Below are 22,083 nucleotides of genomic sequence, written 5' to 3'. Positions count from 1 at the left end.
GTCACCTCCCGGGAGTCACCTTGCGCAAGCCCCTCGCCGCCCTCGCCGCGGCCGTCCTCGTCCTCGGTGTCGCGGCCTGCGCCGACAACGGCTCGACCCCCGCCACGAACGGCAGCGCCGGCGCGGCCGGCGGGAACCTGACCATCGTCCGGCCCCAGGACTCGGTCTCGATGGACAACACCATGGTGTTCAGCAACGCCTCGATCTGGGTCTTCCAGCAGATGTTCGAGTCCCTCTACGAGGTCACCCCGGACGGCAAGGGCGTGCAGCCGCTGCTGGCCGAGAGCCACACCCTGTCCAAGGACAAGCTGACCTGGACCTTCAAGCTCAAGCAGGGCGTGAACTTCTCCAGCGGCGCGCCGATGACCTCGGCCGACGTCAAGTTCTCCCTCGACCAGGCCCGCAGCACCAAGGGCGGCTGGGAGTTCCTCGACGTGGCGATCAAGTCCGTCGACGCGCCCGACGCCTCGACCGTCGTGGTCAAGACCAAGTACCCCTGGGCCCCGCTGCTGGCCGACCTCGCGAACTTCAGCAACGCGGTCGTGCCCAAGGACTACGCGGGCCAGTCCAAGGAGGACTTCTACAAGGCCCCGGTCGGCACCGGCCCCTTCAAGTGGGACCACTGGACCAAGGGCAGCGAGATCGAGCTCGTCAAGAACGCGGGCTACTGGGACACCGGCAAGCCGGCGCTGGACAGCGTGACCTGGAAGGTCGTCCCCGACGACAACTCCCGCAACGTGCAGATCCAGGGCGGCCAGGCGCAGATCAACGAGAACCCGCCGTTCTCCAGCGTCGAGCAGCTCAAGGGCCAGCCGGGCGTCGGCGTCACGCTCTTCCCGAGCACCAAGACCGACTACATCCTCATGAACCAGAACAAGAAGCCGTACGACGACGTGCACGTGCGCCGCGCGATCTCCTACGCCATCGACCGCGAGGCGATGGTCAAGACGCTGCTCTTCGGCAACGGCACGGTCGCCAACTCCTTCCTGATGCCGAACGTCCCGTTCTACGACGCGGCCACCCCGGGCATCACGTACGACATGGCGAAGGCCAAGGAGGAGCTGGCGAAGTCGTCGGTCCCCAACGGCTTCACCACGACCTTCCTGGCCAGCTCCGGTGACACCACCGACCAGGCGATCGCGCAGATCCTGCAGTCCTCCCTCAAGGAGCTCGGCATCACCGTCGACATCCAGAACGTCGACCCGAGCGCCGCGCACGACCTGCAGGACGCCCAGAAGTACGAGATCAGCCACAGCTACTGGACGATGGACATCGCCGACCCCGACGAGCTCGTCACCTTCGCGGTCGACCCCTCGGCGGGCAGCAAGTCCTTCTACACCAGCTACAACAACCCGCAGGTGATCGCCGACACCAAGAAGGCCGAGCAGACCTTCGACGACGCCGGTCGCCAGGAGCTCTACAGCGCGATCCAGAAGCAGGCGGCCGACGACGCGTTCCTCGGCTTCCTCTACTACTCGCCCTTCAGCTACTCCTACAGCACCAAGGTGAGCGGGTTCCAGGTCTACCCGACCGGCAACTACCACCTCGAAGACGTGACGCTCGGCTCGTGAGCGTGCCCGTCACCCACCTGAGCAGGACTGCCCACCGCCCGCGGCGGCGGTGGGCAGGGAGGAGGTCGAGGACCGCATGAGGCACCTCGCGTACGTGGGCCGTCGGCTCCTGGCGATGATCCCGGTGGCCTTCGGCGTCACCCTCATCGTCTTCTTCATGATCCACCTGGTGCCGGGCGACCCGGCCCGCACGCTGCTCGGGGTCCGGGCGACGGACGACGCGGTCGCCGCCCTGCACGTGAAGTTCGGGCTGGACCAGCCGCTGTGGAGGCAGTACCTCGACTTCCTCGGCCGGCTGGTGCACGGCGACCTCGGTCAGTCGTTCTTCTACAACGTCGACGTCAGCGAGCTGGTCGTCGGACGGCTGCCGGCCACGATCTGGCTGCTGGTGGCCGCCACCGTCCTGGCGCTGGCGATCAGCCTCCCGCTCGCGGTGCTGGCCGCCACGCACCAGGGCCGCCCGGTCGACCAGGTCGTCCGCGCGGTGCCCCTGCTCGGGCTCGGCATGCCGTCCTTCTGGGTCGGCATCATGCTCGTCCTGCTGCTGGGGCTGAAGGTGCGCGCCTTCCCGGTGTCGGGCTTCGGCACGACGCCGGCGCAGCACGTCAGCTCCATCGTGCTGCCGGGCCTGACCGTCGCGCTGGCCCTGACGCCGATCCTCATCCGCAGCCTGCGGACCTCGCTGATCGGCGTGCTGGACAGCGACTACGTGGTCACGGCCCGGGCCAAGGGCCTGGGCCGCGGCCGCATCATCGCCGCGCACACGCTGCGCAACGCGGCGGTCTCCTCCGTCACGGTGCTCGGCGTGAACATCGCCTACCTCGTCGGCGGCACCCTCGTCGTCGAGCGGGTCTTCGGTCTGCCCGGGCTCGGCACCCTGATGCTCGACGCCATCTTCAACCGCGACTTCCCGGTCGTGCAGGGGGTCACGCTGGTGTTCGCCGTCATGGTCGTGCTGATCAACCTGGCGACCGACGTGGTGCACGGCGCGCTCGACCCGCGGGTGGAGCTCGCATGACCGCCGTCGTCGCCGGCCCGGCGGGTTCCGCGAGCCCGGCGGGACGCGCCGGCCGCGCCTCCCGGGTCGCCTCGCTCCGCCTCAACCCGGTCCTCGTCACGGGGCTGTCGCTCCTCGGCCTGATCGTGCTGATCGCCCTCTGCGCGCCGCTCCTCACGCACTGGGACCCGGTCCAGCAGGACCTGAAGAGCTCGCTGCTGCCGCCGGGGAACGGGCACCTGCTCGGCACCGACCAGCTCGGCCGGGACGTGTTCGCGCGGCTGCTCTACGGGGCCCGGACGGACCTGCGGGTCGGCGCGCTCGCCGTGCTCTTCCCGTTCGTCCTCGGCGGCACGCTCGGGCTGCTCGCCGGCTGGTTCGGCGGGTGGTTCGACCTGGTGCTGATGCGCATCGTCGACATCGTCGTGGCGTTCCCGTTCTTCGTCCTCGTGATCGCGCTCGTCTTCGTCCTCGGTCAGGGCACGTCGAGCATCTACATCGCGATCACGCTCGTCGGCTGGGTCGCGTACGCCCGCATCGTGCGCAGCGAGGTGCTCGTGGCCAAGGAGCAGGAGTACGCGATGGCCGCGCGGGCCAGCGGCCTGCCGACCTACCGCATCCTGCTGCGGCACCTGCTGCCCAACGTGCTGCTGCAGGCGTTCGTGTTCTCGATGAGCGACGTCGTGCTCTCGATCCTCGCCATCGTCACGCTGGGCTACCTCGGCCTCGGCGTGCCGCCGCCCACGCCCGACTGGGGCTCGATGATCCAGGAGGGGCAGGCCTTCGTGTTCACCCGCTGGTACCTCGCCGCGGTCCCCGGCTTCGCCGTGGTGATCACCGGACTGTCGCTCGCCCTCATCGCCGACGGCTTCGTGAAGCGGAGCGGACGCCGATGAGCGCGCTGCTGGAGCTGCACGACGTCGACGTCGAGATCCCGCTGCCCGACGGGACGCTGCACGCGGTGCGCGGCGTCTCGCTCAGCGCCTCCCGCGGCCAGGCCGTCGGCCTGGTGGGGGAGTCGGGGTCGGGCAAGAGCCTGACCCTGCGGGCCGCGATGGACCTGCTGCCGGTGCCCGCCCGGGTGACCGGGGGGACGATCGTCGTCGACGGCGTGGACGTCACCGGCCTGACGCCGGAGCGCCGCCGCAGGCACCTGTCCTCGGTGATGGCGATGATCTTCCAGGACTCGCTCACCGCGCTGAACCCCACGATGCGGATCGGCGACCAGGTCGCCGAGGTGCCGCGCGTCCGGCTGGGCATGAGCCGGTCGGCCGCCCGCGCGCGGGCGCTCGACCTGCTGGACCAGGTCGGGATCCGCGACCCGGAGAGCCGCTACCGGGCCTTCCCGCACGAGCTGTCCGGCGGCATGCGCCAGCGCGTCTGCATCGCCATCGCGCTGTCGGCCGAGCCGGCCCTGATCCTGGCCGACGAGCCGACGACCGCGCTGGACGTGACCATCCAGGCCCAGGTGCTCGGGGTCCTGGCGCGGCTGCGCGAGGAGCGTGGCGTCGGGCTGATGCTCGTCACCCACGACCTCGCCGTGGTCAGCGGGACCTGCGACGAGCTCAACGTCATGTACGCCGGGCGGATCGTCGAGCACGGCCGTACGGAGGTGCTGCTCGACGCGCCGCGGCACCCCTACACCGCGGCCCTGCTGCGGTCGGTGCCCGACCCCGACCAGCCGGTCCACCGGCTGCTCACGATCGCCGGCCAGCCGCCGGACCTCCTGCACCCGCTGCCCGGCTGCCCGTTCGCGCCGCGCTGCCCGGCGGTGGTCGAGCGGTGCCGGACCGAGGTGCCGCCCCTGCTGGACGTGTCGGCGGGGCACCAGAGCGCCTGCTGGCGCGCCCACGAGCCCGAGGAGTGGCCGCGCGTCATCTCCGAGGCCGCCCTGGAAGGGGTGCTGCGGTGACCGCCACCACGAACGACCCGGCCACGGACGACCCGGGCAGGGGCGAGCCGGGGGGCACGGGCGAGGAGCTGCTCGCCGTGCAGGGCCTGGTGCAGCACTACCACCGCCGCGGCGGGGTCTGGAAGCGGCTGGGCGGGCACGGGTCCGCCGTGGTCAAGGCCGTCAACGGGGTCGACCTCGCGGTCGGCCGCGGCGAGACCCTCGGCCTGGTCGGGGAGTCCGGCTGCGGCAAGTCGACGCTGAGCCGCTGCGCCGCCGGGCTGCTCCGGCCCACGTCCGGCACGGTCCGCTACGCGGGCCAGGCCCTCGACGGGCCGCCCGACCGGGAGCAGCGCCGCCTCGTGCAGATGGTGTTCCAGGACCCGTACAGCTCCCTGAACCCCCGGATGACCGTCGGCCAGACCCTCGGCGAGGTGCTGCGCTACCACCGGGTCGTGCCGCGGGCGCAGGTGGCGGACCGCGTACGCGAGCTCGTCGACCTCGTCGGGCTGCCGCCGCGCGCGGTCGACCAGCTGCCGCGCTCGTTCTCCGGCGGCCAGCGGCAGCGCATCGGGATCGCCCGGGCCCTGGCCCTCGAGCCGCGGGTGCTGATCGCCGACGAGCCGGTGTCCGCGCTCGACGTCTCCGTGCAGGCCAACATCATCAACCTGCTGCTGGACCTCAAGGAGAGCCTGGGCCTCTCCATGCTCTTCGTCTCCCACAACATGGCCGTGGTGCGGCAGATCAGCGACCGCATCGCTGTCATGCACTCCGGGGTCGTCGTCGAGGAAGGATCGACCGACCAGGTGTTCACCTCACCCCAGCACGACTACACGAGGCTGCTGCTCTCGTCCGTGCCCCGGCTGGCCACGCGGCGCATCCCCGCCGTCGAGGCGGCGACCGCATGACCGCGCCGGTCGTCATCGGCTCGGAACGCAGCGAGATCGGGCTGCCGCTCGCCATGGAGGTGCTGCGCGACGGCGGTTCCGCGCTGGACGCCGTCGAGGTCGCCATGCGGGCGTGCGAGGACAACCTCGCCGACCACTACGTCGGCACGGCGGGGCTGCCCAACGCCCGCGGCGTCGTCGAGCTGGACGCGTCGGTCATGGTCGGGTCCACCCGGTCCTTCGCCGCCGTCGCCGCCCTGCAGGGCTACCCGAACCCCATCTCCGTGGCCCGCGCCGTCCTCGAACGCCTCCCGCAGCACTGCGTGCTCGTGGGGGAGGGGGCCGCGACCTTCGCCGCCGAGTGCGGCTTCGCGACCGCCGACCTGCTGACCGACGCGTCGCGCACGATGTTCCGCGAGGCGCTGGCCGAGGCCGAGGGCAACGTCGAGGGCGAGCGGATGATGGGCTCGCCCGGCGACCGCCGCTACCGCGAGGCGGCGCTGGAGCTCGTGCAGCGGTTCGCCCCGCACGACGGCCCGTGGGGCACGATCAACATCCTCGCGCTCGACGAGTCGGGCGAGCTGGTCAGCGGCGTCTCGACCAGCGGCTACCCGTGGAAGTACCCCGGTCGCGTCGGCGACTCCGCCCTGCCCGGAGCCGGGACCTGGTCCGACGTGCGCTTCGGCGCGGCGGCCTGCACCGGGCGCGGCGAGCTGAGCATGCGCGCCGGCACCGCGCGTTCCGTGGTCGAGGCCCTGGGTCGCGGCGAGGACCTCGAGCAGGCCTGCCGCGAGGCGCTGGCCGATGCCGCGACCCTGCCCGACGAGTTCCGCGCCGAGCTGCGCGTGCTGGCCCTCACCCCCGACGGCCGCCACGGCGGCGCGGCCGGCGTGCAGGGCTCGACCTACGCCGTCATGACCCCGGCCTCGGCCGGGCCCGAGATCCGCCCGAGGAGCGTCCTGTGAAGATCTTCCTGTCCTCCGACATGGAGGGCACCGCCGGTGTCGTGGACTGGAGCCAGTGCATCGGCCCCGGCCCGGAGTACCAGTACTACCGGCGGCTGCTGCAGGACGAGGTGAACGCCGCCATCGACGGGGCGCTCGCGGCCGGCGCCACCGAGTTCCTGGTCAACGACTCGCACTCGTCGATGCAGAACCTGCGTCCCGACGAGCTGCACGGCAACGCGCGCTACCTCTCGGGCCGGCACAAGCCGATGTACATGATGCAGGGGCTCGACTCCTCGTTCGACGCCGTGTTCTTCGTCAGCTACCACGGCTCCATGGCCAGCGAGGCGTCGACGCTGTCGCACACCTACAACCCCAAGGCGATCAGCCGGGTGCTGCTGAACGGCGTCGAGGTCGGCGAGTCCGGCATCAACTGCCTGGTCGCGCTCGGGCACGGCGTCCCGGTCGTGCTGATCACCGGGGACACCACCACGGCCGAGGAGGCCGCGCGCGTCTCACCCGGCATCACCACGGCGGTGGTCAAGGAGTCGGTGACCCGCTTCGCGGCCGACTCGATGCACCCCGCCGAGGCCGTCGCGCTCATCCGGTCGGCCGCGGAGACCGCCGTGCGCGGGCTGGCCGACGCGAAGCCGCCGGCGATCGAGCTGCCCGCGACGCTGCAGATCGACTTCGGCAACGGCGACTTCGCCGAGATGGCGACCTGGGTCGACGGCGTCCGTCGCGTCGGCACCCGCACGGTCGAGGTCAGCGGTGACGACCCCGTACGGCTGTTCCGCAGCTTCGTCACCGTGGTCATGCTGACCCGGGCGATCGTCGAATGAGGCTCTCCGGACGGGTGGCCCTGGTCACCGGCGCCGCGGGCGGGATCGGCGCGGCCACGGCCCGGGCCCTGGCCGCCGACGGTGCCCGCCTCGTGGTCGCCGACGTCGCGGACGGCGCCCGTACGGTCGCCGAGATCGAGGCCGCCGGCGGCGAGGCACTCGCGCTGCACTGCGACGTGTCCGACCCCGTGCAGGTGGAGGCGGCCGTCGCCGGCGCCGTCGAGCGCTTCGGCGGCCTCGACGTGCTGGTCAACGACGCCGGGATCTCCGGCGGCTCGAGCCTCGCCCACGAGACCGAGGTCGAGGTGTGGACGCGCGTGCTCGCGGTGAACCTCACCGGCACGTTCCTGTGCACCCGCGCGGCGATGCCGCACCTGCTGGAATCCGGTCGCGGCCGCATCGTCAACGTCGCCTCGACGTACGGGCTCGTCCGTGCCCCGCTCGCGCCCGCCTACTGCGCGTCGAAGGGCGGCGTCGTGAACCTCACCCGGCAGCTCGCGGTCGACTACAGCGGGCTCGGCGTGCGCGTGAACGCCGTCTGCCCGGGGTACATCGACACCGACATGGGCGGCTACCGCGCGAGCCTCGGGCCCGAGGGCCAGGTGGCGGCGAACGCCCGCCGCGAGGCCGCCGCCGCCCTGCAGCCGATCGGGCGGCAGGCGTCGGCCGAGGAGGTCGCGAGCGTCGTCGCCTTCCTCGTCTCCGACGAGTCGTCCTTCATGACCGGCTCGGTCGTGACCGTCGACGGCGGCTGCACCACCACCTTCAACCACGGCTGACCCCCGGCCGTCACCCATCCTCCGAGGAGAACGCACCCCATGCTCGCCACCCTGATCCACGGCCCCCGCGACGTCCGCAGCACGGAGGTCGACGACCCGCGGGTCGAGAAGCCGACCGACGCGGTCGTCCGCGTCGTCGCCTCCTGCATCTGCGGGTCGGACCTGTGGCCCTACCGCGGGGTCCAGCAGACCAAGAAGACGCACCCGATCGGCCATGAGTTCGTCGGGGTCGTGGAGAGCGTGGGCGACGAGGTCACCACGGTCCGTCCCGGGCAGTTCGTCATCGCCCCCTTCATCGTCAGCGACGGCACCTGCGTGAACTGCCGCAACGGCGTGCAGACCTCGTGCCTGCACGGCGCGTCCTGGGGTTCCGAGGACGAGGACGGCCTGCCGGTCAGCGGCGGCCAGAGCGCGCTCGTCCGGGTGCCCTGGGCCGACGGGACGCTCGTGGGCACCGACGAGATGCCGCCGGAGGACCTGATCCCGTCCCTGCTCACGCTGTCCGACGTCATGGGCACCGGCCACCACGCCGCCCTCTCGGCGGGCGTCGGCCCGGGCAAGACCGTCGCGGTCGTCGGCGACGGCGCGGTCGGCCTCTGCGCGGTGCTCGCCGCCAAGCGGCTCGGCGCGGAGCGCGTCGTGCTGTTCTCGCGGCACCCCGACCGGCAGGCGCTGGGCCGGGAGTTCGGTGCGGACACCGTGCTCGAGGAGCGCGGCGACGCGGGCGTCGAGGCCGTGAACGCGCTGTTCGACGGCGTCGGCCCGGACTGCGTGCTCGAGTGCGTGGGGACGTACGAGTCGATGGACCAGGCGCTGCGCTCGGTGCGGCCCGGCGGGTTCGTCGGGTACGTCGGCGTGCCGAGCGGCGGCGCCGAGCTGCCGATCCGGCTGATGTTCAACGACAACGTCAACGTGGCCGGCGGCGTCGCCCCGGTCCGCTCCTACATCGCCGAGCTGCTGCCCGACGTGCTCTCGCGCACGATCGACCCGGGCCGCGTCTTCGACCTGACGCTGCCGCTCGCCGAGGTGGCGGACGGCTACCGGGCGATGGACGAGCGCCGGGCGATCAAGGTCCTGCTGCAGCCCTGACCAGGAAGATCAGGACGTGCCGGAGATGATCATCGACCCGTCCGGGCCGCCGCTCGCCTCGCTGGCCGGGCGCACCGCCCTCGTGACCGGCGCCGCGAGCGGCATCGGCGCGGCGATCGCGCTCGCGCTGGCCCACGCGGGGGCCGGGGTGTGCCTCGCCGACCGGGCGGCCGGTCCGGCGCTGGAGGACGTCCGGGCGCGCTGCGCCGCGTACGGGGTCGAGGCGGTGGCCGTGCGGGCCGACGTGTCCGACGAGGCGCAGGTGGAGCGGATGTTCGACGAGGCGCGCGAGCGGCTCGGCAGCCCGGACACGGTGGTCAACAACGCCGGCATCCTCACCGAGGTGCGGGTGGCCGACATGACGACGGCCGTCTTCGACGAGATGGTGGCCGTGAACCTGCGCAGCGTCTTCCTCTGCTCGCGTGCCGCCCTGCCGCCGATGCTCGAGGCGGGCTTCGGCCGGATCATCAACGTCGCCTCCCAGATCGGCCAGCGCGGCGGCGCCGGGATGGCGCACTACGCGGCGGCCAAGGCCGGCGTCATCGGCTTCACCCGCTCGCTGGCCCGCGAGCTCGGCCCCACCGGCGTCACCGCGAACTGCATCGCCCCGGGTCCGGTCAACACCCCGCTCGGCGGCCCCCTCTCCGACGACTGGACGGCCACCCTGCACGCCGGGCTGCCGCTCGGGCGGTCGGGGGAGCCGTACGAGGTGGCGCCGACCGCGGTGCTGCTGGCCAGCGTGCCGGGCGGCAACCTCTACACGGGCCAGACGCTGGGCCCCAACAGCGGGGACGTGATGCTGTGAGCGACGCGGGCGCGAGCGCCAGGAATCAGGCCGACAGCCCGGTGCTGCTGGTCACCGGCGCCGCCAGCGGGATCGGCCGGGCGACCGTCCTGGCCGCCGCGGCGGCGGGTTACGCGGTCGGGGTGGGCACCTTCGCCGGCGACCCGTACGACGCGGCCGCCGTGGTCGCGGAGGTCGTCGCGATCGGGGGCCGGGCGCTGGCGGTCGACGCGGACGTGCGCGACTCCGCCGCGATGACGGCGGCGGTCGAGCGGCTGGTCGGCGAGTGGGGCCGGCTGGACGCCGTCGTGGCGAACGCCGGCGTGCTGAAGCGGGCGCGGCTGGAGGAGCTGCGGGACGAGGACTGGGAGCGGATCCTCGACATCGACCTGACGGGGGTGATGCGGACGGTCCGGGCCGCGGCGCCCGCGCTGCCGGCCGGGGGTGCGGTGGTGCTCGTGTCCAGCATCGCCGGCCCCGCCCTCGGCTGGGCCGGCCACACCCCGTACGCGGCGGCGAAGGCGGGCCTGCTCGGCTTCCTGCGCAGCGCGGCCCTCGAGCTCGGTCCCCGCGGCGTCCGGGTGAACGCCGTGCTGCCCGGCGTCATCGAGTCGCCCCAGTCGCTGGACCCGGTGAACTCCGGCGGGCCGGACGGGCTGGTCGAGTCGGCCCGGTCGGTCCCGCTCGGCCGGGTCGGGCAGCCGGCCGACGTGGCGGACGTGATCGTGTTCCTGCTGTCCGACGCCGCGCGCTACGTCACGGCCCAGACCCTGACCGTCGACGGGGGGCTCACGACCGTCTGGCCCGGGTGATGCCGCAGGGCCCACTAACGTAGGTCCGCGCACGTCGTGCGCGCAGGACCCGCTAGGAGACCCGGACCGTGATTCTTGCCGCCGTGGCCGCGTTCGCGGCGGCGTTCTCGTTCGCGCTCGGGTCGGCGCTCCAGCAGCGCGTCGCCGGCGGCACGACCCCGGACGAGGAGAGCCACGGCTCCTTCTTCGTGCGGATCGCCCGGCACCCCTCCTGGCTCGCGGGCCTCGGGCTGAGCGCGCTCGCCTTCGCGCTGCACGCGTTCGCCCTGAGCCGGGGCGACCTCGCGCTCGTCCAGCCGATCATCGTCAGCGGCATCGTCTTCGCCGTGGTCATCCGCTCGGCGCTGGAGCGCCGCTTCCCGGCCGCGCGGACGCTCGTCTGGCTGGTGATCACCTGGGCCGGGCTCGCGCTGTTCCTCGCCGTGCGGCCGCCGACCGCGGACCAGGCCCCGAGGAACGGCCTCGGCGCGGTGCTCGTCGTCGTCGGGGTGGTCCTCGCCCTGGCGGGCATGGCCGTGGCGTCGCGGACGAAGACGCCGCAGCTGCGCGGAGCCGTCCTGGCCGGCGTGGCCGGGCTGCTCTTCGGCCTCGTGGCGGGCCTGGTCAAGCTGGTGCTGGCCCGGTTCGGCGACGGGTTCACCGCCGTCCTCGGGTCGTGGTCGCTGTGGGCGCTCGTGGTCACCGGCGTGTGGGCCGTGCTGCTCAACCAGCGCGCCTACCAGGCCACCCGCCTGTCGGTCACGACCCCGATCCTCAACGTCGTCGAGGTCGCCGTCGCGATCGGCTTCGGTCTCCTCGTGCTGGGCGAGGACCCCGGGCAGTCCCCGGCCATCGTCGCCGGCGAGGTGGCCGGGCTCGCCCTGGTCATCACCGGGGTGATCAAGCTGGCCTCGGCCGAGGGCCCCGCGGTCGAGGGCGAGCCGGCGCCCGCGGCGGAGGTCGAGGCCCGCGTCGACTGAGGCGCCCGCTCCACCCGCCCGTCGACCCGGCGTGTGCGCGAATGGCGCCACTCGACCCACGACACGCCTCGTACGCGTGCCCGGTGGCGCCACTCGTCGCGGTCGGCCTGAGCTGGCGGGCAAGGGCCCAGCAACCGGCCCCGCCGCTACGCCAGCCGCCCGGTGAGCAGGTAGGCGAGGGCGCCGACGACCGCGGCCGCGGGCAGCGTCAGCACCCAGGCGAGCAGGATCTCGCGGGCCACGCCCCACCGCACCGCGGAGAGGCCGCGGGTGCTGCCGACCCCCATGACCGAGGCCGTGACCACCTGGGTGGTCGAGACCGGCGCCGCGACGACGAACGCGGTCAGGTAGAGCACGGAGGACGCGGTCAGCTCGGCCGCGAAGCCGCTCACCGGACGCAGCGGGAAGATCCGCCGCCCGAGCGTGCGCATGATCCGCCAGCCGCCCGACGAGGTCCCGGCGGCCAGCGCCAGCGCGCAGAGGCCGATCACCCACAGCGGCACCGCGTACGTGTCCTGGTAGCCGAGCGTGACCAGGGCCAGCACGATCACGCCCATGCCCTTCTGCGCGTCCTGCAGCCCGTGGCCGACGGCGAGGCTGGCGGCGGAGAAGACCTGCGCGACGCGGAAGCCGCGCTCGACGCGGTGCGGGTTGGCCCGGCGCAGCGCCCAGAGCGCCACGAGCATCAGCCCGTAACCGCCGACGAGGCCGATGACGGGGGAGACCACCATCGGCACGAGCACCTTCCCGACCACGCCGCTCACCCACTCCACCGCGCTGCCGGACGCGAGCCCGGCGCCGACGAGACCGCCCACCAGGGCCTGCGAGGAGGAGGACGGCAGGCCGAAGTACCAGGTGACGAAGTTCCAGACGATCGCGCCGACGAGCGCTGCGAGCACCACGGCGATCCCCGCCCGGCCCTCGGGCGGCACGATGATCGAGGCGGCGATGGTCGTGGCGATGCCGGTCGACAGCAGGGCCCCGACGAGGTTGCCGACCGCCGCGAGCAGCAGGGCGACCCGCGGGGTGAGTGCCCGGGTGGAGACCGCGCTGGCGATGGCGTTGGCCGCGTCGTGGAAGCCGTTCGTGTAGTCGAAGAGCAGCGCCATCACGACGACGAGCAGGAGCAGGCCGAGCACCGCCTCAGGACTCCTTGGCCGCGACGGACTGCACCACGTTGGCCAGGTGCTCGAAGGCGTCGGCCGCCTCCTCCAGCCGGTCGAGCACCTCCTTGACCTTGAGCAGCGCGATCGCGTCGGTCTCGGTGTCGAAGAGCCGGGCCAGGGCGGTGCGGTAGACCTCGTCCGCCTCGTTCTCGAGCCCGTTCACCCCGACCCAGAAGTCGGTGAGCCCGTCCAGGCTCGCGAGCCCCTGCATGGCGGGCACGGTCAGCTCGGCCGCGCGCTCGAGCAGCGCGACCTGCTGGTGCACGCCGTCGGGCAGCGAGCCGATCCGGTAGAGCTGGGTCAGCTGCGCGGCCTCCTCGAGCTCGTCCAGGACGTCGTCGAGCCGGGCGGCGAGCAGCGCGATGTCCTCCCGGTCGAAGGGGGTGATGAAGCTGGTGTTCAGCGCCTTCATCACCTCGTGGACGCAGGTGTCGCCCGCGTGCTCCAGCTCGACCATCCGGGCCACCAGCGGCGCCCGGGCGGGGGGCTCCGCGGCCACCAGCGCCGCCATCACGTGGGTCGCGTCGAGGACGTGCTCGGCCGCGGTGCGGAAGAGGTCGAAGAACTGGGTGTTGCGCGGCGTCAGTCGCACGGCGGGGCCTTCCTGGGGAGGGTTCGCGGGGGTGCCTACCCCGCCCGACCCCCCTCGACCCGGCGAACGGGTCGCGCACTACGAATGTGTAAACCCTTCCCGACCCGGCCTCGCGGAGTGGGCATGTGCGCAGGACGCGTGGAACACTGAGCGGCGCCGTCGGCCGGACGAGAGATCTTCCGGCGACCGGCGTCTGGCTGACCACAAGTCCTGCCGACCTTGCCCTTCCGGATCGGAGAACCCATGTCCTACGTCCCCTCGCGCCGCGGGCGCGTCCTCGCCCTGGGCGCGGGCCTCGCGGCCTCGGCCCTGCTCCTCACCGCCTGCGGCGGAGGCGGTGGCGGCACGACCGCCGGCAGCTCCGCGGGTGCCACCGGCGGCACGCTGGTGATCGGCACGACCGACAAGATCACCTCGCTCGACCCCGCCGGCTCGTACGACAACGGCTCCTTCGCCGTCATGAACCAGGTCTACCCGTTCCTGCTGAACACCCCGTACGGCAGCCCGGACGTGCAGCCCGACATCGCCACCTCGGCCGAGTTCACCTCGCCGACGGAGTACACGGTCAAGCTGAAGCCGGGCCTGAAGTGGGCCAACGGCCACGACCTCACCTCCTCGGACGTGAAGTTCACCTTCGACCGCGACGTCAAGATCGCCGACCCGAACGGGCCGTCCTCGCTGCTGTCGAACCTCGACTCCGTGAGCGCCCCGGACCCGACCACCGTCGTGTTCAAGCTCAAGGCCGCGAACGACCAGACCTTCGCCCAGGTGCTGTCCTCGCCCGCGGGCCCGATCGTCGACGAGGAGGTCTTCGCGGCCGACGCGGTGACCCCGGACAAGACGATCGTCGACGGCAAGGCCTTCGCCGGGCAGTACACGATCGCCAGCTACGACGTGAACAACCTGATCCAGTACAAGAGCTACGACGGCTACCAGGGCCTGCTCGGCCCGGCCAAGACCGGCACCGTGAACGTCAAGTACTACGCCGACGCGTCGAACATGAAGCTCGAGGTCAGCAACAACTCGATCGACGTCGCGTTCCGCAGCCTCTCGGCCAACGACATCGCCGACCTGCGCACCAACGACAAGGTCAAGGTCGTCGACGGCCCCGGCGGCGAGATCCGCTACATGGTCTTCAACTTCGACACGATGCCGTTCGGCACCAAGACCTCCGACGCCGACGCGAAGAAGTCGCTGGCCGTCCGCTCGGCCGTGGCCGACCTGGTCGACCGCGACGCGCTGTCCGAGCAGGTCTACAAGGGCACCTACACCCCGCTCTACTCCCAGGTCCCGAAGGGGCTGACGGGCGCGAACGACGCGTACAAGGAGCTGTACGGCGACGGCAACGGCGCCCCGAGCGCCGACAAGGCCAAGCAGGCCCTGGCGGACGCGGGCGTCAGCACCCCGGTCGACCTCAAGCTGCAGTACAACACCGACCACTACGGGCCCGGCTCGACCGACGAGTACGGCCTGATCAAGAGCCAGCTCGAGGCCTCGGGGCTGTTCAAGGTCGACCTGCAGTCCACCGAGTACGTGCAGTACTCCAAGGACCGGGTCAAGGACGCGTACCCCGTCTACCAGCTCGGCTGGTTCCCGGACTACTCCGACGCCGACAACTACCTGACGCCGTTCTTCAGCAAGAACAACTTCGTGGCCAACCACTACGACAGCGCGCCGGTGCAGAAGCTGATCGGCGAGCAGCTCGTCCAGACGGACAAGACCAAGCGGGCCGAGCTCATCGGCCAGATCCAGGACGCGGAGGCCAAGGACATCTCCACGCTGCCGCTGCTCCAGGGCTCGCAGGTCGCGGTCGTCGGCTCGACGGTGTCGGGCGCCGACCAGACGCTCGACGCGTCGTTCAAGTTCCGCTACGCGGCGCTGTCGAAGAGCTGATCTTGGACACGTCCACCCGTCGACAGGCTCAGGGCTCGTGCCCTGAGCCTGTCGCAGGGCCTCGCCGATGAGCGAGGTCTCGACGGTCGAGAACGCCGGGCTCGTCCCCGCGCAGCGCCGCCGTCCCTCCGGGGGCGGCGGCCTCGGCCGCTACCTCGTGATCCGCGCGCTGCTGATCATCCCGACGGTGTTCATCCTCGTCACGCTGGTCTTCCTGCTGATGCGGACCACCGGCGACCCGATCACCGCGGCGCAGGGCGGGCGGCTGCCCCCCGAGCAGCTCGCCGAGCGGATCCACGCGGCCGGCTACGACCGGCCGCTCCTCGTGCAGTACGGCGACTACCTCGCGAACGTGCTGCGCGGCGACTTCGGCACCACGCTCAGCGACAACCGCCCCGTGACCGAGGTGCTCGTCACGTACGGCACGGCGACGCTGGAGCTGGCCGTCTACGCGCTGATCGTGGCGTTCCTCGTCGGCATCCCGCTCGGGATGCTGGCCGCGTACCTGCGCGACCGCTTCGGCGACGCCGTGCTGCGCGTCTTCGCGATCCTCTGCTACGCCACCCCGGTCTTCTTCGCGGGCCTGCTGCTCAAGCTGGTGTTCGCGATCAAGCTGGGCGTGCTGCCGGTCTCGGGGCGGGCCAGCACCGGCACCGAGCTGAACCTCCAGCTGCTCGAGGGCAAGACCGGCATCTACCTGGTCGACGCGCTCCGGCTCGGCGACCCCGCCGCCGTCGTCGACGTCCTGCAGCACGCGGTGCTCCCGGCCGTCGCGCTCGGCCTGCTGACCGCGGGCATCTTCCTGCGCCTCGTGCGCACCAACGTCATCGGGACGCTCGGCACCGAGTACGTCGACGCGGCCCGCTCCCGCGGGGTGAGCGAGTACCGGCTCGTGCGCAAGCACGCCTACCGGCCCGCCCTCATCCCGATCGTCACCGTCATCGGCCTCCAGATCGCGCTGCTCCTCGGCGGCGCGGTGCTGACCGAGACGACCTTCGAGTGGAAGGGCCTGGGCTTCCAGCTGGCCGAGTACCTGCGCGCCCGCGACTTCGTCGCCGTGCAGGGCATCGTCGCCCTGCTGGCGGTGATCGTCGCCGTCACGAACTTCGTCGTCGACGTCCTGGCCGCCCTCATCGACCCGCGGGTGCGCTACTGATGGCCGCGACCTCCACCGCCCCGGCCGCGCTCAGCCGGCGGCACCGCACGTGGCGCGACCTGCCGGTCGTCCACCAGCTGCGCCAGAGCGTCGGCGTCCAGCGCGGGATGCTGGTCGCCGGCCTGGTGCTGACCGCCGTGTTCGTGCTGGTCGCGCTGCTGGCCCCGCTGATCGCGCCGTACTCCTGGGCGCAGCGCGACGCGGACGGCCGCGCCTTCGACACCCTGCAGCCGCCGGGCGGCGACCACCTGCTCGGCACCACGCAGGGCGGCTACGACGTGCTGTCCCGGGTGGTCTGGGGTGCGCAGACCGCGCTCGAGACCATGGTCGTCGCCGTCGTGCTGTCGATCTTCGTCGGCGTCGCGCTCGGGCTGGTGTCCGGCTACGTCGGCGGCTGGCTCGACCGGGTGCTCGTCGTCGTCGGCGACGCGATCTACGCCTTCCCGACCCTGCTGCTGGCCATCGTCGTCTCCATCGCCATCTCCGGCGGGCAGTCGAGCAAGTGGGGCGGCATCCTGGCCGCGGCCTTCTCGATCACCGTCGTCTACATCCCGCAGTACTTCCGGGTGATCCGGTCGGAGACCGTGCGGATCAAGGCCGAGGCGTACGTCGAGTCGGCCAAGGTCGTCGGCGCCTCGACCGGCCGGATCATGCTGCGCCACGTCCTGCGCAACGCGACCCGCACGCTGCCGCTGATCTTCACGCTGAACGCCAGCGAGGCGCTCCTGACGCTCGCCGGGCTGGGCTTCCTGGGCTTCGGCATCGAGCCGAACTCCGCGGCCGAGTGGGGCTACGACCTCAACCGCGCGATCTCCGACGTGACCAGCGGCGTGTGGTGGACCGGGCTCTTCCCGGGCCTGGCCATCGTGCTGTTCGTCCTCGGGGTCACCCTGGTCGGCGAGAGCCTGAACGACCTCGCCGACCCGCGCCTGCGGGGCCGGCGCCGCGTCACCGCGGGCGGCGGGACCGTGGCGGCGACGTCCGTCGTCCCGGGCGGCACGCTCGACTCGGCCGCCGGGCTGGAGACCCCGGGCGGGGCCGCGTACGACCGCGTCGACGGAGGGGCGGACCGATGAGCCTGCACGACCACCTGCACGACGCCCAGCGTGACGCTCAGCACGACACCGCGGGCCCCGTGGTGGACATCCGCCACCTCGAGGTGTCCTTCGCCAGCGACCGCGGCTCGGTCAAGGCCGTCGCCGGGGTCAGCCTGCAGGTCGCGCCCGGCGAGGTCCTCGCCGTGGTCGGCGAGTCCGGCAGCGGCAAGACGGTGACGGCCAAGAGCATCCTCGGGCTGCTCCCGGCCAGCGCCACGGCCTCGGGCATGGTGCTGCTCGGCTCCAAGCGGGGCCACGCCGCGACTGACGTGGTGGCGGTGCCGAAGGCCCGGCTGCGGGAGCTGCGCGGGACCGACGTCGCCATGGTGTTCCAGGAGCCGTCGGCCGCCCTGAACCCCGTCTTCACCGTGGGCTGGCAGATCGCCGAGGGCCTCCGCGCGCACACGTCGATCAGCCGCGGCGAGGCGCGGGCCAAGGCGATCGACGTCCTGCGGCGGGTCGGCATCCCCGACCCCGAGGAGCGCGTCGACTACTACCCCCACCAGCTCTCGGGCGGGCAGAAGCAGCGGGTCGTCATCGCCATGGCCCTCGTCCTGGACCCGGGCCTGATCGTCGCCGACGAGCCGACGACCGCGCTCGACGTCACCGTGCAGGCCGAGATCCTGGACCTGCTGCGCCGGTGCCGCGACGAGTTCGGGACGTCGATCCTGCTGATCACGCACAACCTCGGCGTCGTCGCCGACCTCGCCGACCGGGTCGCCGTCATGTACGCGGGCGAGGTCGTCGAGCAGGCGAGCACGACCGAGCTCTTCGCCCACCCGCGGCAGGACTACACGCGCCGGCTGCTCGCCGCCGTGCCGTACGTCGGGCAGGGCCGCGAGCGCACCGCCGCGCGGGCCGTCGCCCGGGAGGCCGCGCACGCCGGCGGCACCGCGCCGGAGACGGTCGTCGTCGCCGACGACCTGCGCATCACCTACCCGGGCCGGCTCGGCCGGGCGGGCTTCACCGCCGTCGACGGGGTGTCCTTCACGCTGCGCTCGGGCGAGGTGCTGGGCCTGGTGGGGGAGAGCGGCTCGGGCAAGACGACCATCGGGCGCGCGATCGCCGGGCTCACCCGGGTGACCGGCGGCTCGCTGACCGTGCTCGGGCAGGAGATGCGCGGGGTCCGGGAGCGGACGTTCCGTCCGCTGCGGCGCGACATCGGCTTCGTCTTCCAGGACCCGGCGTCCAGCTTCAACCCGCTGCTCACCATCGCCGAGTGCGTGGCGGAGCCGCTGATCGTGCACGGCCGCAGCGGCGACCCCCGCGCCGCGCGCGCCCGGGTCGACGAGCTGCTCGAGTCGGTGCAGCTGCCGCGGGCGTACGGGGACCGCTACCCGCACGAGCTGAGCGGCGGCCAGCGCCAGCGGGCCAGCCTCGCCCGGGCCCTCGCCCTCGACCCCAAGCTGCTGATCGCCGACGAGCCGACCTCCGCCCTCGACGTGTCGGTGCAGGCCCGGGTGCTCGAGCTCTTCGCCGAGCTGCAGGCCGAGCTCGGCTTCGCGTCGCTGTTCATCAGCCACGACCTCGCGGTCGTCGACCTGCTCGCCGACCGGATCGCCGTGCTCTACCACGGGCAGCTGGTCGAGGAGGGCACGGGCGAGCAGGTCCTCGGGGCCCCGCAGCACCCGTACACGCAGCGGCTGCTCGCCTCCCTGCCCGTGCCCGACCCGGCCGCGCAGGCCGAGCGCCGGGTCGAGCTCGGCCGTCTCCGCGCGCTGGACGCCGACCGGGCCTGACCCGACGCCGCCGCGCCCGGGCTGCGATGATCGGGCGCGTCAGCAACGAGGTCGGGACGAGGGCAGGGGGACGCGCGGTGTCGGGCCAGCGGTCCACGGCGGAGCGGCGGAGCTCCCTGCGGACGTACGGTCGCGACCCGAGCCTGCTCGACCCGATCGCGCCCGACTGGGTGGTCCGCATCCTCGCGCCCAAGAAGGCGCCGGTGCCCTGGGTCGACATGGTCCGCTGCATGCTGACCGTCCCGCCGCTGCTCGGGGCGGGGCTGCTGCTGGGCCAGCCCGGGCTGGCGGTGTTCGCCGGGATGGGCGGCATGGTGGGCGCCTTCGGCGACAACGGCGGCACGTTCCGGGCGCGGTTCCGGCGGGTGCTGCTGGGCGGGGTCGGCGGCCTGGTGGGCCTGCTGGCCGGCCGCTACATCGAGCAGGGCCTGGCCGCGGTGCTGGCGTTCGCGGTGCTGGGGGTCGTCTCGGCCCTGCTGAGCTCGCTGAGCTCCAACCTGTCGTTCGCGGGGCTGCAGCTGCTGGTCTACGCCGCCGTCGCGGCCGCCCTGCCCTCCGGGGTCGGGGCGCACGTCGTCGCGGGCGCCTACCTGGCCGGGCTGGCGTGGTCCGTGGCGCTGTCGTTCGTGCAGACACGGCTGGACCCGGAGCAGAACGAGCCGCGAGCCGTGGAGATCTCGGTGCTCACGCAGCTGGCCGGGGAGCTCCGCCGTCCGCCCGAGGCGCCGGACGCGGTCGCCGTGCACGACCGGCGGGCAGCGCTGACGCGTGAGCTCTCCAAGGCCGTCGACCAGATCGTCACCGCGCGCTCGACCTCGGCAGGCCGGCGCGACGACCTCCGGCGGCTGTCGTCGGCGCTGACGGCGACCTTCTCGCTGGTCACGGCCGTCTTCGACCTGCAGCTGCGGGCGCCGGCCGCCCGTCCCGGGCTCGCCGACCTGGTCGACCGGCTCGCGGCGCTCGTCGGGCAGCGCCGGGACCGCGCGGTGCGTGGCGAGCTCGACACGCTCGAGGACGACGTCGACCGTGCCGCCGCCGAGGACGTCGTGGCCCAGCCGGTCCTGACGGCGCTGACCCAGGTCGTCCGCACGGTCGAGGGCCGCGCGGCGTCGCCGTCGGGCAGCGACCGTCCCTCCTGGGCGAGCTACGTGCCCGCCCGCAAGGCGTGGACGTTCGCCGCCCGGCTGGCCGTGACGATGGCCGTGGCCGAGACCGTGCGGCTGCTGGTGCCGCTGGAGAAGCCCTACTGGATCGTCCTCACCGCCGCCCTGGTGCTGAAGCCCGACTTCGGCTCGATCTTCGCCCGCGGGGTGCAGCGCACCCTCGGCACCATGGTCGGCGTCGTCCTCGGCGTCGCGGTCGTCGCGGCCGTGCCGCACGGCGCCTGGCTGCTGCTGCCGATGGCCGTGCTGGCCTTCGCCTTCCCGTACGGGCGGAGCCTCAACTACGGGCTGCTGTCGACCTTCCTCACGCCGCTGGTGCTGCTGCTCATCGACTTCGGTACCCGGGTCGACGGGCGGGTGGCGCTCGACCGGCTGCTGGACACGGCGATCGGGGCCGGGGTGGTCCTCGTCGTGGGGTACCTCTGCTGGCCCGGCACCTGGCACCCGCGGCTCGGCGAGCACATCGCCGCCGGGGTCGAGGCGCTCGCCGGCTACGCGCGGGTGGCGTTCGGCTCCGACCGCAGCCTGGTCGGGCCCGCACGGCGACGCGCGTACGCGGCCATGTCCGACATCCGCTCGGAGCTGCAGAGCACGCTCGCCGAGCCGCCGCCGGTGTCGCGGCAGGCGGCGGCGTGGTGGCCGATGATCGCCCAGCTCGAGAAGACGACCGACGACCTCAGCGAGGCCGCCGCCCGCGCCCGGCACCCCGCGGCGCGCCCGCCCGCGGACGACGCCGCGCAGCTCGTCGCCGGGTTCGACGAGCTGGCCGGCGCCCTGCGCGAGCACCGCGCGCCGCGGGAGCTGCGGCCGCCGGGTTCCGCGCTGCTCGACGACCTGGCGGGCGACCTGCGGGGCCTGCAGGGCATCGCGCGGGGGCCGATCGGTGTCTGACGGGTCCGAGGGGTTCGACGAGCTCGAGGAGGGGACGATGACGGGACGCACGGAGCTCGAGCTGGCGGACTGGCGGCGGCGGGTGGCGGGGCTCTACGCCGACGTCCGCGCCGAGGCCGACCCGGCGACGGCGCACGGCCTCTGGCGCGCGGGCCGGGACGCGCTGTTCCGGGAGCACCCGCAGAGCGCCCTGCCGGCCGGGAGCCCGCTGCGCGAGACCGGCCTGCCGTTCTGGCCGTACGACCCCCGGTTCCGCTTCGAGGTCGAGCTCGCCCCGGTGCCCGAGGGCACCCGGGCCCTGGAGCTGCCGAGCGGCGAGACCGGCAGCACGCTGCTCCGGGCCGTCGGCGTCGTCGAGCTGCCCGACCCCGTCGGTGCGAGCGTCACGCTGTGGTGGCTCGAGCAGTACGCCGGGGGGATGTTCCTGCCGCTGCGCGACGGCACGGCCGGGGACGCCGACCCGACGGCGGGCAGCTACGGGGGCGGGCGCTACCTGCTGGACACCGCCAAGGGCGCCGACCTCGGCGCGCACGGGTCCCGGCTCGTCGTCGACCTGAACTTCCTCTACCACCCGTCCTGCCGCTACGACGACGCGTGGCTCTGCCCGCTCGCTCCCCCCGAGAACACCGTCTCCGCCCGCGTCGAGGCGGGGGAGCGGATGGCCTGAGAGCCCTCCTCGTCGGCGCGGCCGGCCCCGGGACGCAGCGGGCCACGGACGTCGGTGACGTCCGTGGCCCGCTGCGGGTGGTGCCGGGATCAGCTGTTCTGCGCCTCCCAGGTGAAGCCGATGGCGGCGGTGCCGCCCTGGGTGTCGTTCGTGGTCTCGGTCTT

The 22,083-nt window shown here is 73.2% G+C and carries 20 protein-coding genes; 18 read left to right on the top strand and 2 right to left on the bottom strand.

Annotation, left to right across the window (positions count from 1 at the left end):
• Nucleotides 1-20 precede the first annotated feature (20 nt).
• The 12 genes from ABD665_RS13200 (at nt 21) to ABD665_RS13145 (ending at nt 11,555) form a co-directional block, all read left to right on the top strand.
• The gene (locus ABD665_RS13200; protein ID WP_204913134.1) at nt 21-1,571 is read left to right on the top strand and encodes an ABC transporter substrate-binding protein; all 1,551 of its coding nucleotides are present in this window, start codon (nt 21-23) and stop codon (nt 1,569-1,571) included.
• Between the two features lie 76 nt (nt 1,572-1,647).
• A complete protein-coding gene (locus ABD665_RS13195; protein ID WP_204913133.1) occupies nt 1,648-2,589 on the top strand; it encodes an ABC transporter permease subunit in 942 nt (313 codons plus the stop codon).
• Entirely contained in the window at nt 2,586-3,464 is an 879-nt protein-coding gene (locus tag ABD665_RS13190; RefSeq protein ID WP_204913132.1) for an ABC transporter permease subunit, read from the top strand. The genes ABD665_RS13195 and ABD665_RS13190 overlap by 4 nt, the downstream gene beginning before the upstream one ends.
• A complete protein-coding gene (locus tag ABD665_RS13185) occupies nt 3,461-4,480 on the top strand; it encodes an oligopeptide/dipeptide ABC transporter ATP-binding protein (RefSeq protein WP_204913131.1) in 1,020 nt (339 codons plus the stop codon). The genes ABD665_RS13190 and ABD665_RS13185 overlap by 4 nt, the downstream gene beginning before the upstream one ends.
• Nucleotides 4,477-5,367, top strand: coding sequence for an ATP-binding cassette domain-containing protein (locus tag ABD665_RS13180; protein ID WP_204913130.1), 891 nt, complete (start codon nt 4,477-4,479; stop codon nt 5,365-5,367). The genes ABD665_RS13185 and ABD665_RS13180 overlap by 4 nt, the downstream gene beginning before the upstream one ends.
• Nucleotides 5,364-6,311, top strand: a complete 948-nt coding sequence (locus ABD665_RS13175) for an isoaspartyl peptidase/L-asparaginase (protein ID WP_204913129.1) — start codon at nt 5,364-5,366, stop codon at nt 6,309-6,311. The genes ABD665_RS13180 and ABD665_RS13175 overlap by 4 nt, the downstream gene beginning before the upstream one ends.
• On the top strand, nt 6,308-7,132 hold the full coding sequence (locus tag ABD665_RS13170) for a M55 family metallopeptidase (protein WP_204913128.1): 825 nt from the start codon (nt 6,308-6,310) through the stop codon (nt 7,130-7,132). Before ABD665_RS13175 ends, ABD665_RS13170 begins: the two co-directional genes overlap by 4 nt.
• Entirely contained in the window at nt 7,129-7,911 is a 783-nt protein-coding gene (locus ABD665_RS13165; RefSeq protein ID WP_204913127.1) for a glucose 1-dehydrogenase, read from the top strand. The genes ABD665_RS13170 and ABD665_RS13165 overlap by 4 nt, the downstream gene beginning before the upstream one ends.
• 39 nt (nt 7,912-7,950) lie before the next feature.
• A complete protein-coding gene (locus tag ABD665_RS13160) occupies nt 7,951-9,000 on the top strand; it encodes a zinc-binding dehydrogenase (protein WP_204913126.1) in 1,050 nt (349 codons plus the stop codon).
• A 25-nt stretch (nt 9,001-9,025) separates the two neighbouring features.
• Nucleotides 9,026-9,805, top strand: coding sequence for an SDR family NAD(P)-dependent oxidoreductase (locus ABD665_RS13155; RefSeq protein ID WP_344742576.1), 780 nt, complete (start codon nt 9,026-9,028; stop codon nt 9,803-9,805).
• Nucleotides 9,802-10,596: an SDR family oxidoreductase gene (locus tag ABD665_RS13150; protein ID WP_204913124.1), complete on the top strand. Its 795-nt coding sequence runs from the start codon at nt 9,802-9,804 to the stop codon at nt 10,594-10,596. Before ABD665_RS13155 ends, ABD665_RS13150 begins: the two co-directional genes overlap by 4 nt.
• 68 nt (nt 10,597-10,664) lie before the next feature.
• The gene (locus tag ABD665_RS13145) at nt 10,665-11,555 is read left to right on the top strand and encodes a DMT family transporter (RefSeq protein WP_204913123.1); all 891 of its coding nucleotides are present in this window, start codon (nt 10,665-10,667) and stop codon (nt 11,553-11,555) included.
• Nucleotides 11,556-11,701: 146 nt separating this feature from the next.
• On the opposite strand, the gene ABD665_RS13140 is transcribed toward ABD665_RS13145, so the two are convergent.
• Both ABD665_RS13140 and ABD665_RS13135 read right to left on the bottom strand, forming a co-directional pair.
• Complete coding sequence (locus ABD665_RS13140; protein WP_425562162.1) at nt 11,702-12,694, bottom strand: inorganic phosphate transporter; 993 nt, start codon at nt 12,692-12,694, stop codon at nt 11,702-11,704.
• A gap of 4 nt (nt 12,695-12,698) precedes the next feature.
• The gene (locus tag ABD665_RS13135; protein WP_204913122.1) at nt 12,699-13,313 is read right to left on the bottom strand and encodes a DUF47 family protein; all 615 of its coding nucleotides are present in this window, start codon (nt 13,311-13,313) and stop codon (nt 12,699-12,701) included.
• Between the two features lie 243 nt (nt 13,314-13,556).
• Between ABD665_RS13135 and ABD665_RS13130 the strand changes: the two genes are divergently transcribed.
• From ABD665_RS13130 to ABD665_RS13105, 6 genes are all read left to right on the top strand, one after another.
• Nucleotides 13,557-15,206, top strand: coding sequence for an ABC transporter substrate-binding protein (locus ABD665_RS13130; RefSeq protein WP_204913121.1), 1,650 nt, complete (start codon nt 13,557-13,559; stop codon nt 15,204-15,206).
• Between the two features lie 67 nt (nt 15,207-15,273).
• Nucleotides 15,274-16,362: an ABC transporter permease subunit gene (locus ABD665_RS13125; protein WP_204913120.1), complete on the top strand. Its 1,089-nt coding sequence runs from the start codon at nt 15,274-15,276 to the stop codon at nt 16,360-16,362.
• Nucleotides 16,362-17,438 carry an ABC transporter permease subunit gene (locus ABD665_RS13120; protein ID WP_204913119.1) on the top strand — a complete coding sequence of 359 codons (1,077 nt, stop codon included), beginning with the start codon at nt 16,362-16,364 and terminating at the stop codon, nt 17,436-17,438. Before ABD665_RS13125 ends, ABD665_RS13120 begins: the two co-directional genes overlap by 1 nt.
• Nucleotides 17,435-19,198: a dipeptide ABC transporter ATP-binding protein gene (locus ABD665_RS13115; protein ID WP_204913118.1), complete on the top strand. Its 1,764-nt coding sequence runs from the start codon at nt 17,435-17,437 to the stop codon at nt 19,196-19,198. Before ABD665_RS13120 ends, ABD665_RS13115 begins: the two co-directional genes overlap by 4 nt.
• Before the next feature lie 77 nt (nt 19,199-19,275).
• Entirely contained in the window at nt 19,276-21,252 is a 1,977-nt protein-coding gene (locus ABD665_RS13110) for an FUSC family protein (RefSeq protein ID WP_344742436.1), read from the top strand.
• 37 nt (nt 21,253-21,289) lie between these two features.
• Nucleotides 21,290-21,919, top strand: a complete 630-nt coding sequence (locus ABD665_RS13105; RefSeq protein WP_204913116.1) for a DUF1684 domain-containing protein — start codon at nt 21,290-21,292, stop codon at nt 21,917-21,919.
• Nucleotides 21,920-22,083: the final 164 nt, after the last annotated feature.

Source organism: Microlunatus spumicola (assembly GCF_039536445.1).
GTDB classification, from domain to species: Bacteria; Actinomycetota; Actinomycetes; order Propionibacteriales; family Propionibacteriaceae; genus Microlunatus; species Microlunatus spumicola.
This window is presented reverse-complemented; position numbering and strand designations above follow the sequence as displayed.

Coding starts and splice junctions, on each gene's coding strand:
- ABD665_RS13195 (WP_204913133.1), top strand. CDS start 1,648: ATGAGGCACCTCGCGTACGTGGGCCGTCGGCTCCTGGCGATGATCCCG.
- ABD665_RS13190 (WP_204913132.1), top strand. CDS start 2,586: ATGACCGCCGTCGTCGCCGGCCCGGCGGGTTCCGCGAGCCCGGCGGGA.
- ABD665_RS13185 (WP_204913131.1), top strand. CDS start 3,461: ATGAGCGCGCTGCTGGAGCTGCACGACGTCGACGTCGAGATCCCGCTG.
- ABD665_RS13175 (WP_204913129.1), top strand. CDS start 5,364: ATGACCGCGCCGGTCGTCATCGGCTCGGAACGCAGCGAGATCGGGCTG.
- ABD665_RS13165 (WP_204913127.1), top strand. CDS start 7,129: ATGAGGCTCTCCGGACGGGTGGCCCTGGTCACCGGCGCCGCGGGCGGG.
- ABD665_RS13160 (WP_204913126.1), top strand. CDS start 7,951: ATGCTCGCCACCCTGATCCACGGCCCCCGCGACGTCCGCAGCACGGAG.
- ABD665_RS13155 (WP_344742576.1), top strand. CDS start 9,026: ATGATCATCGACCCGTCCGGGCCGCCGCTCGCCTCGCTGGCCGGGCGC.
- ABD665_RS13130 (WP_204913121.1), top strand. CDS start 13,557: ATGTCCTACGTCCCCTCGCGCCGCGGGCGCGTCCTCGCCCTGGGCGCG.
- ABD665_RS13125 (WP_204913120.1), top strand. CDS start 15,274: ATGAGCGAGGTCTCGACGGTCGAGAACGCCGGGCTCGTCCCCGCGCAG.
- ABD665_RS13120 (WP_204913119.1), top strand. CDS start 16,362: ATGGCCGCGACCTCCACCGCCCCGGCCGCGCTCAGCCGGCGGCACCGC.
- ABD665_RS13115 (WP_204913118.1), top strand. CDS start 17,435: ATGAGCCTGCACGACCACCTGCACGACGCCCAGCGTGACGCTCAGCAC.
- ABD665_RS13105 (WP_204913116.1), top strand. CDS start 21,290: ATGACGGGACGCACGGAGCTCGAGCTGGCGGACTGGCGGCGGCGGGTG.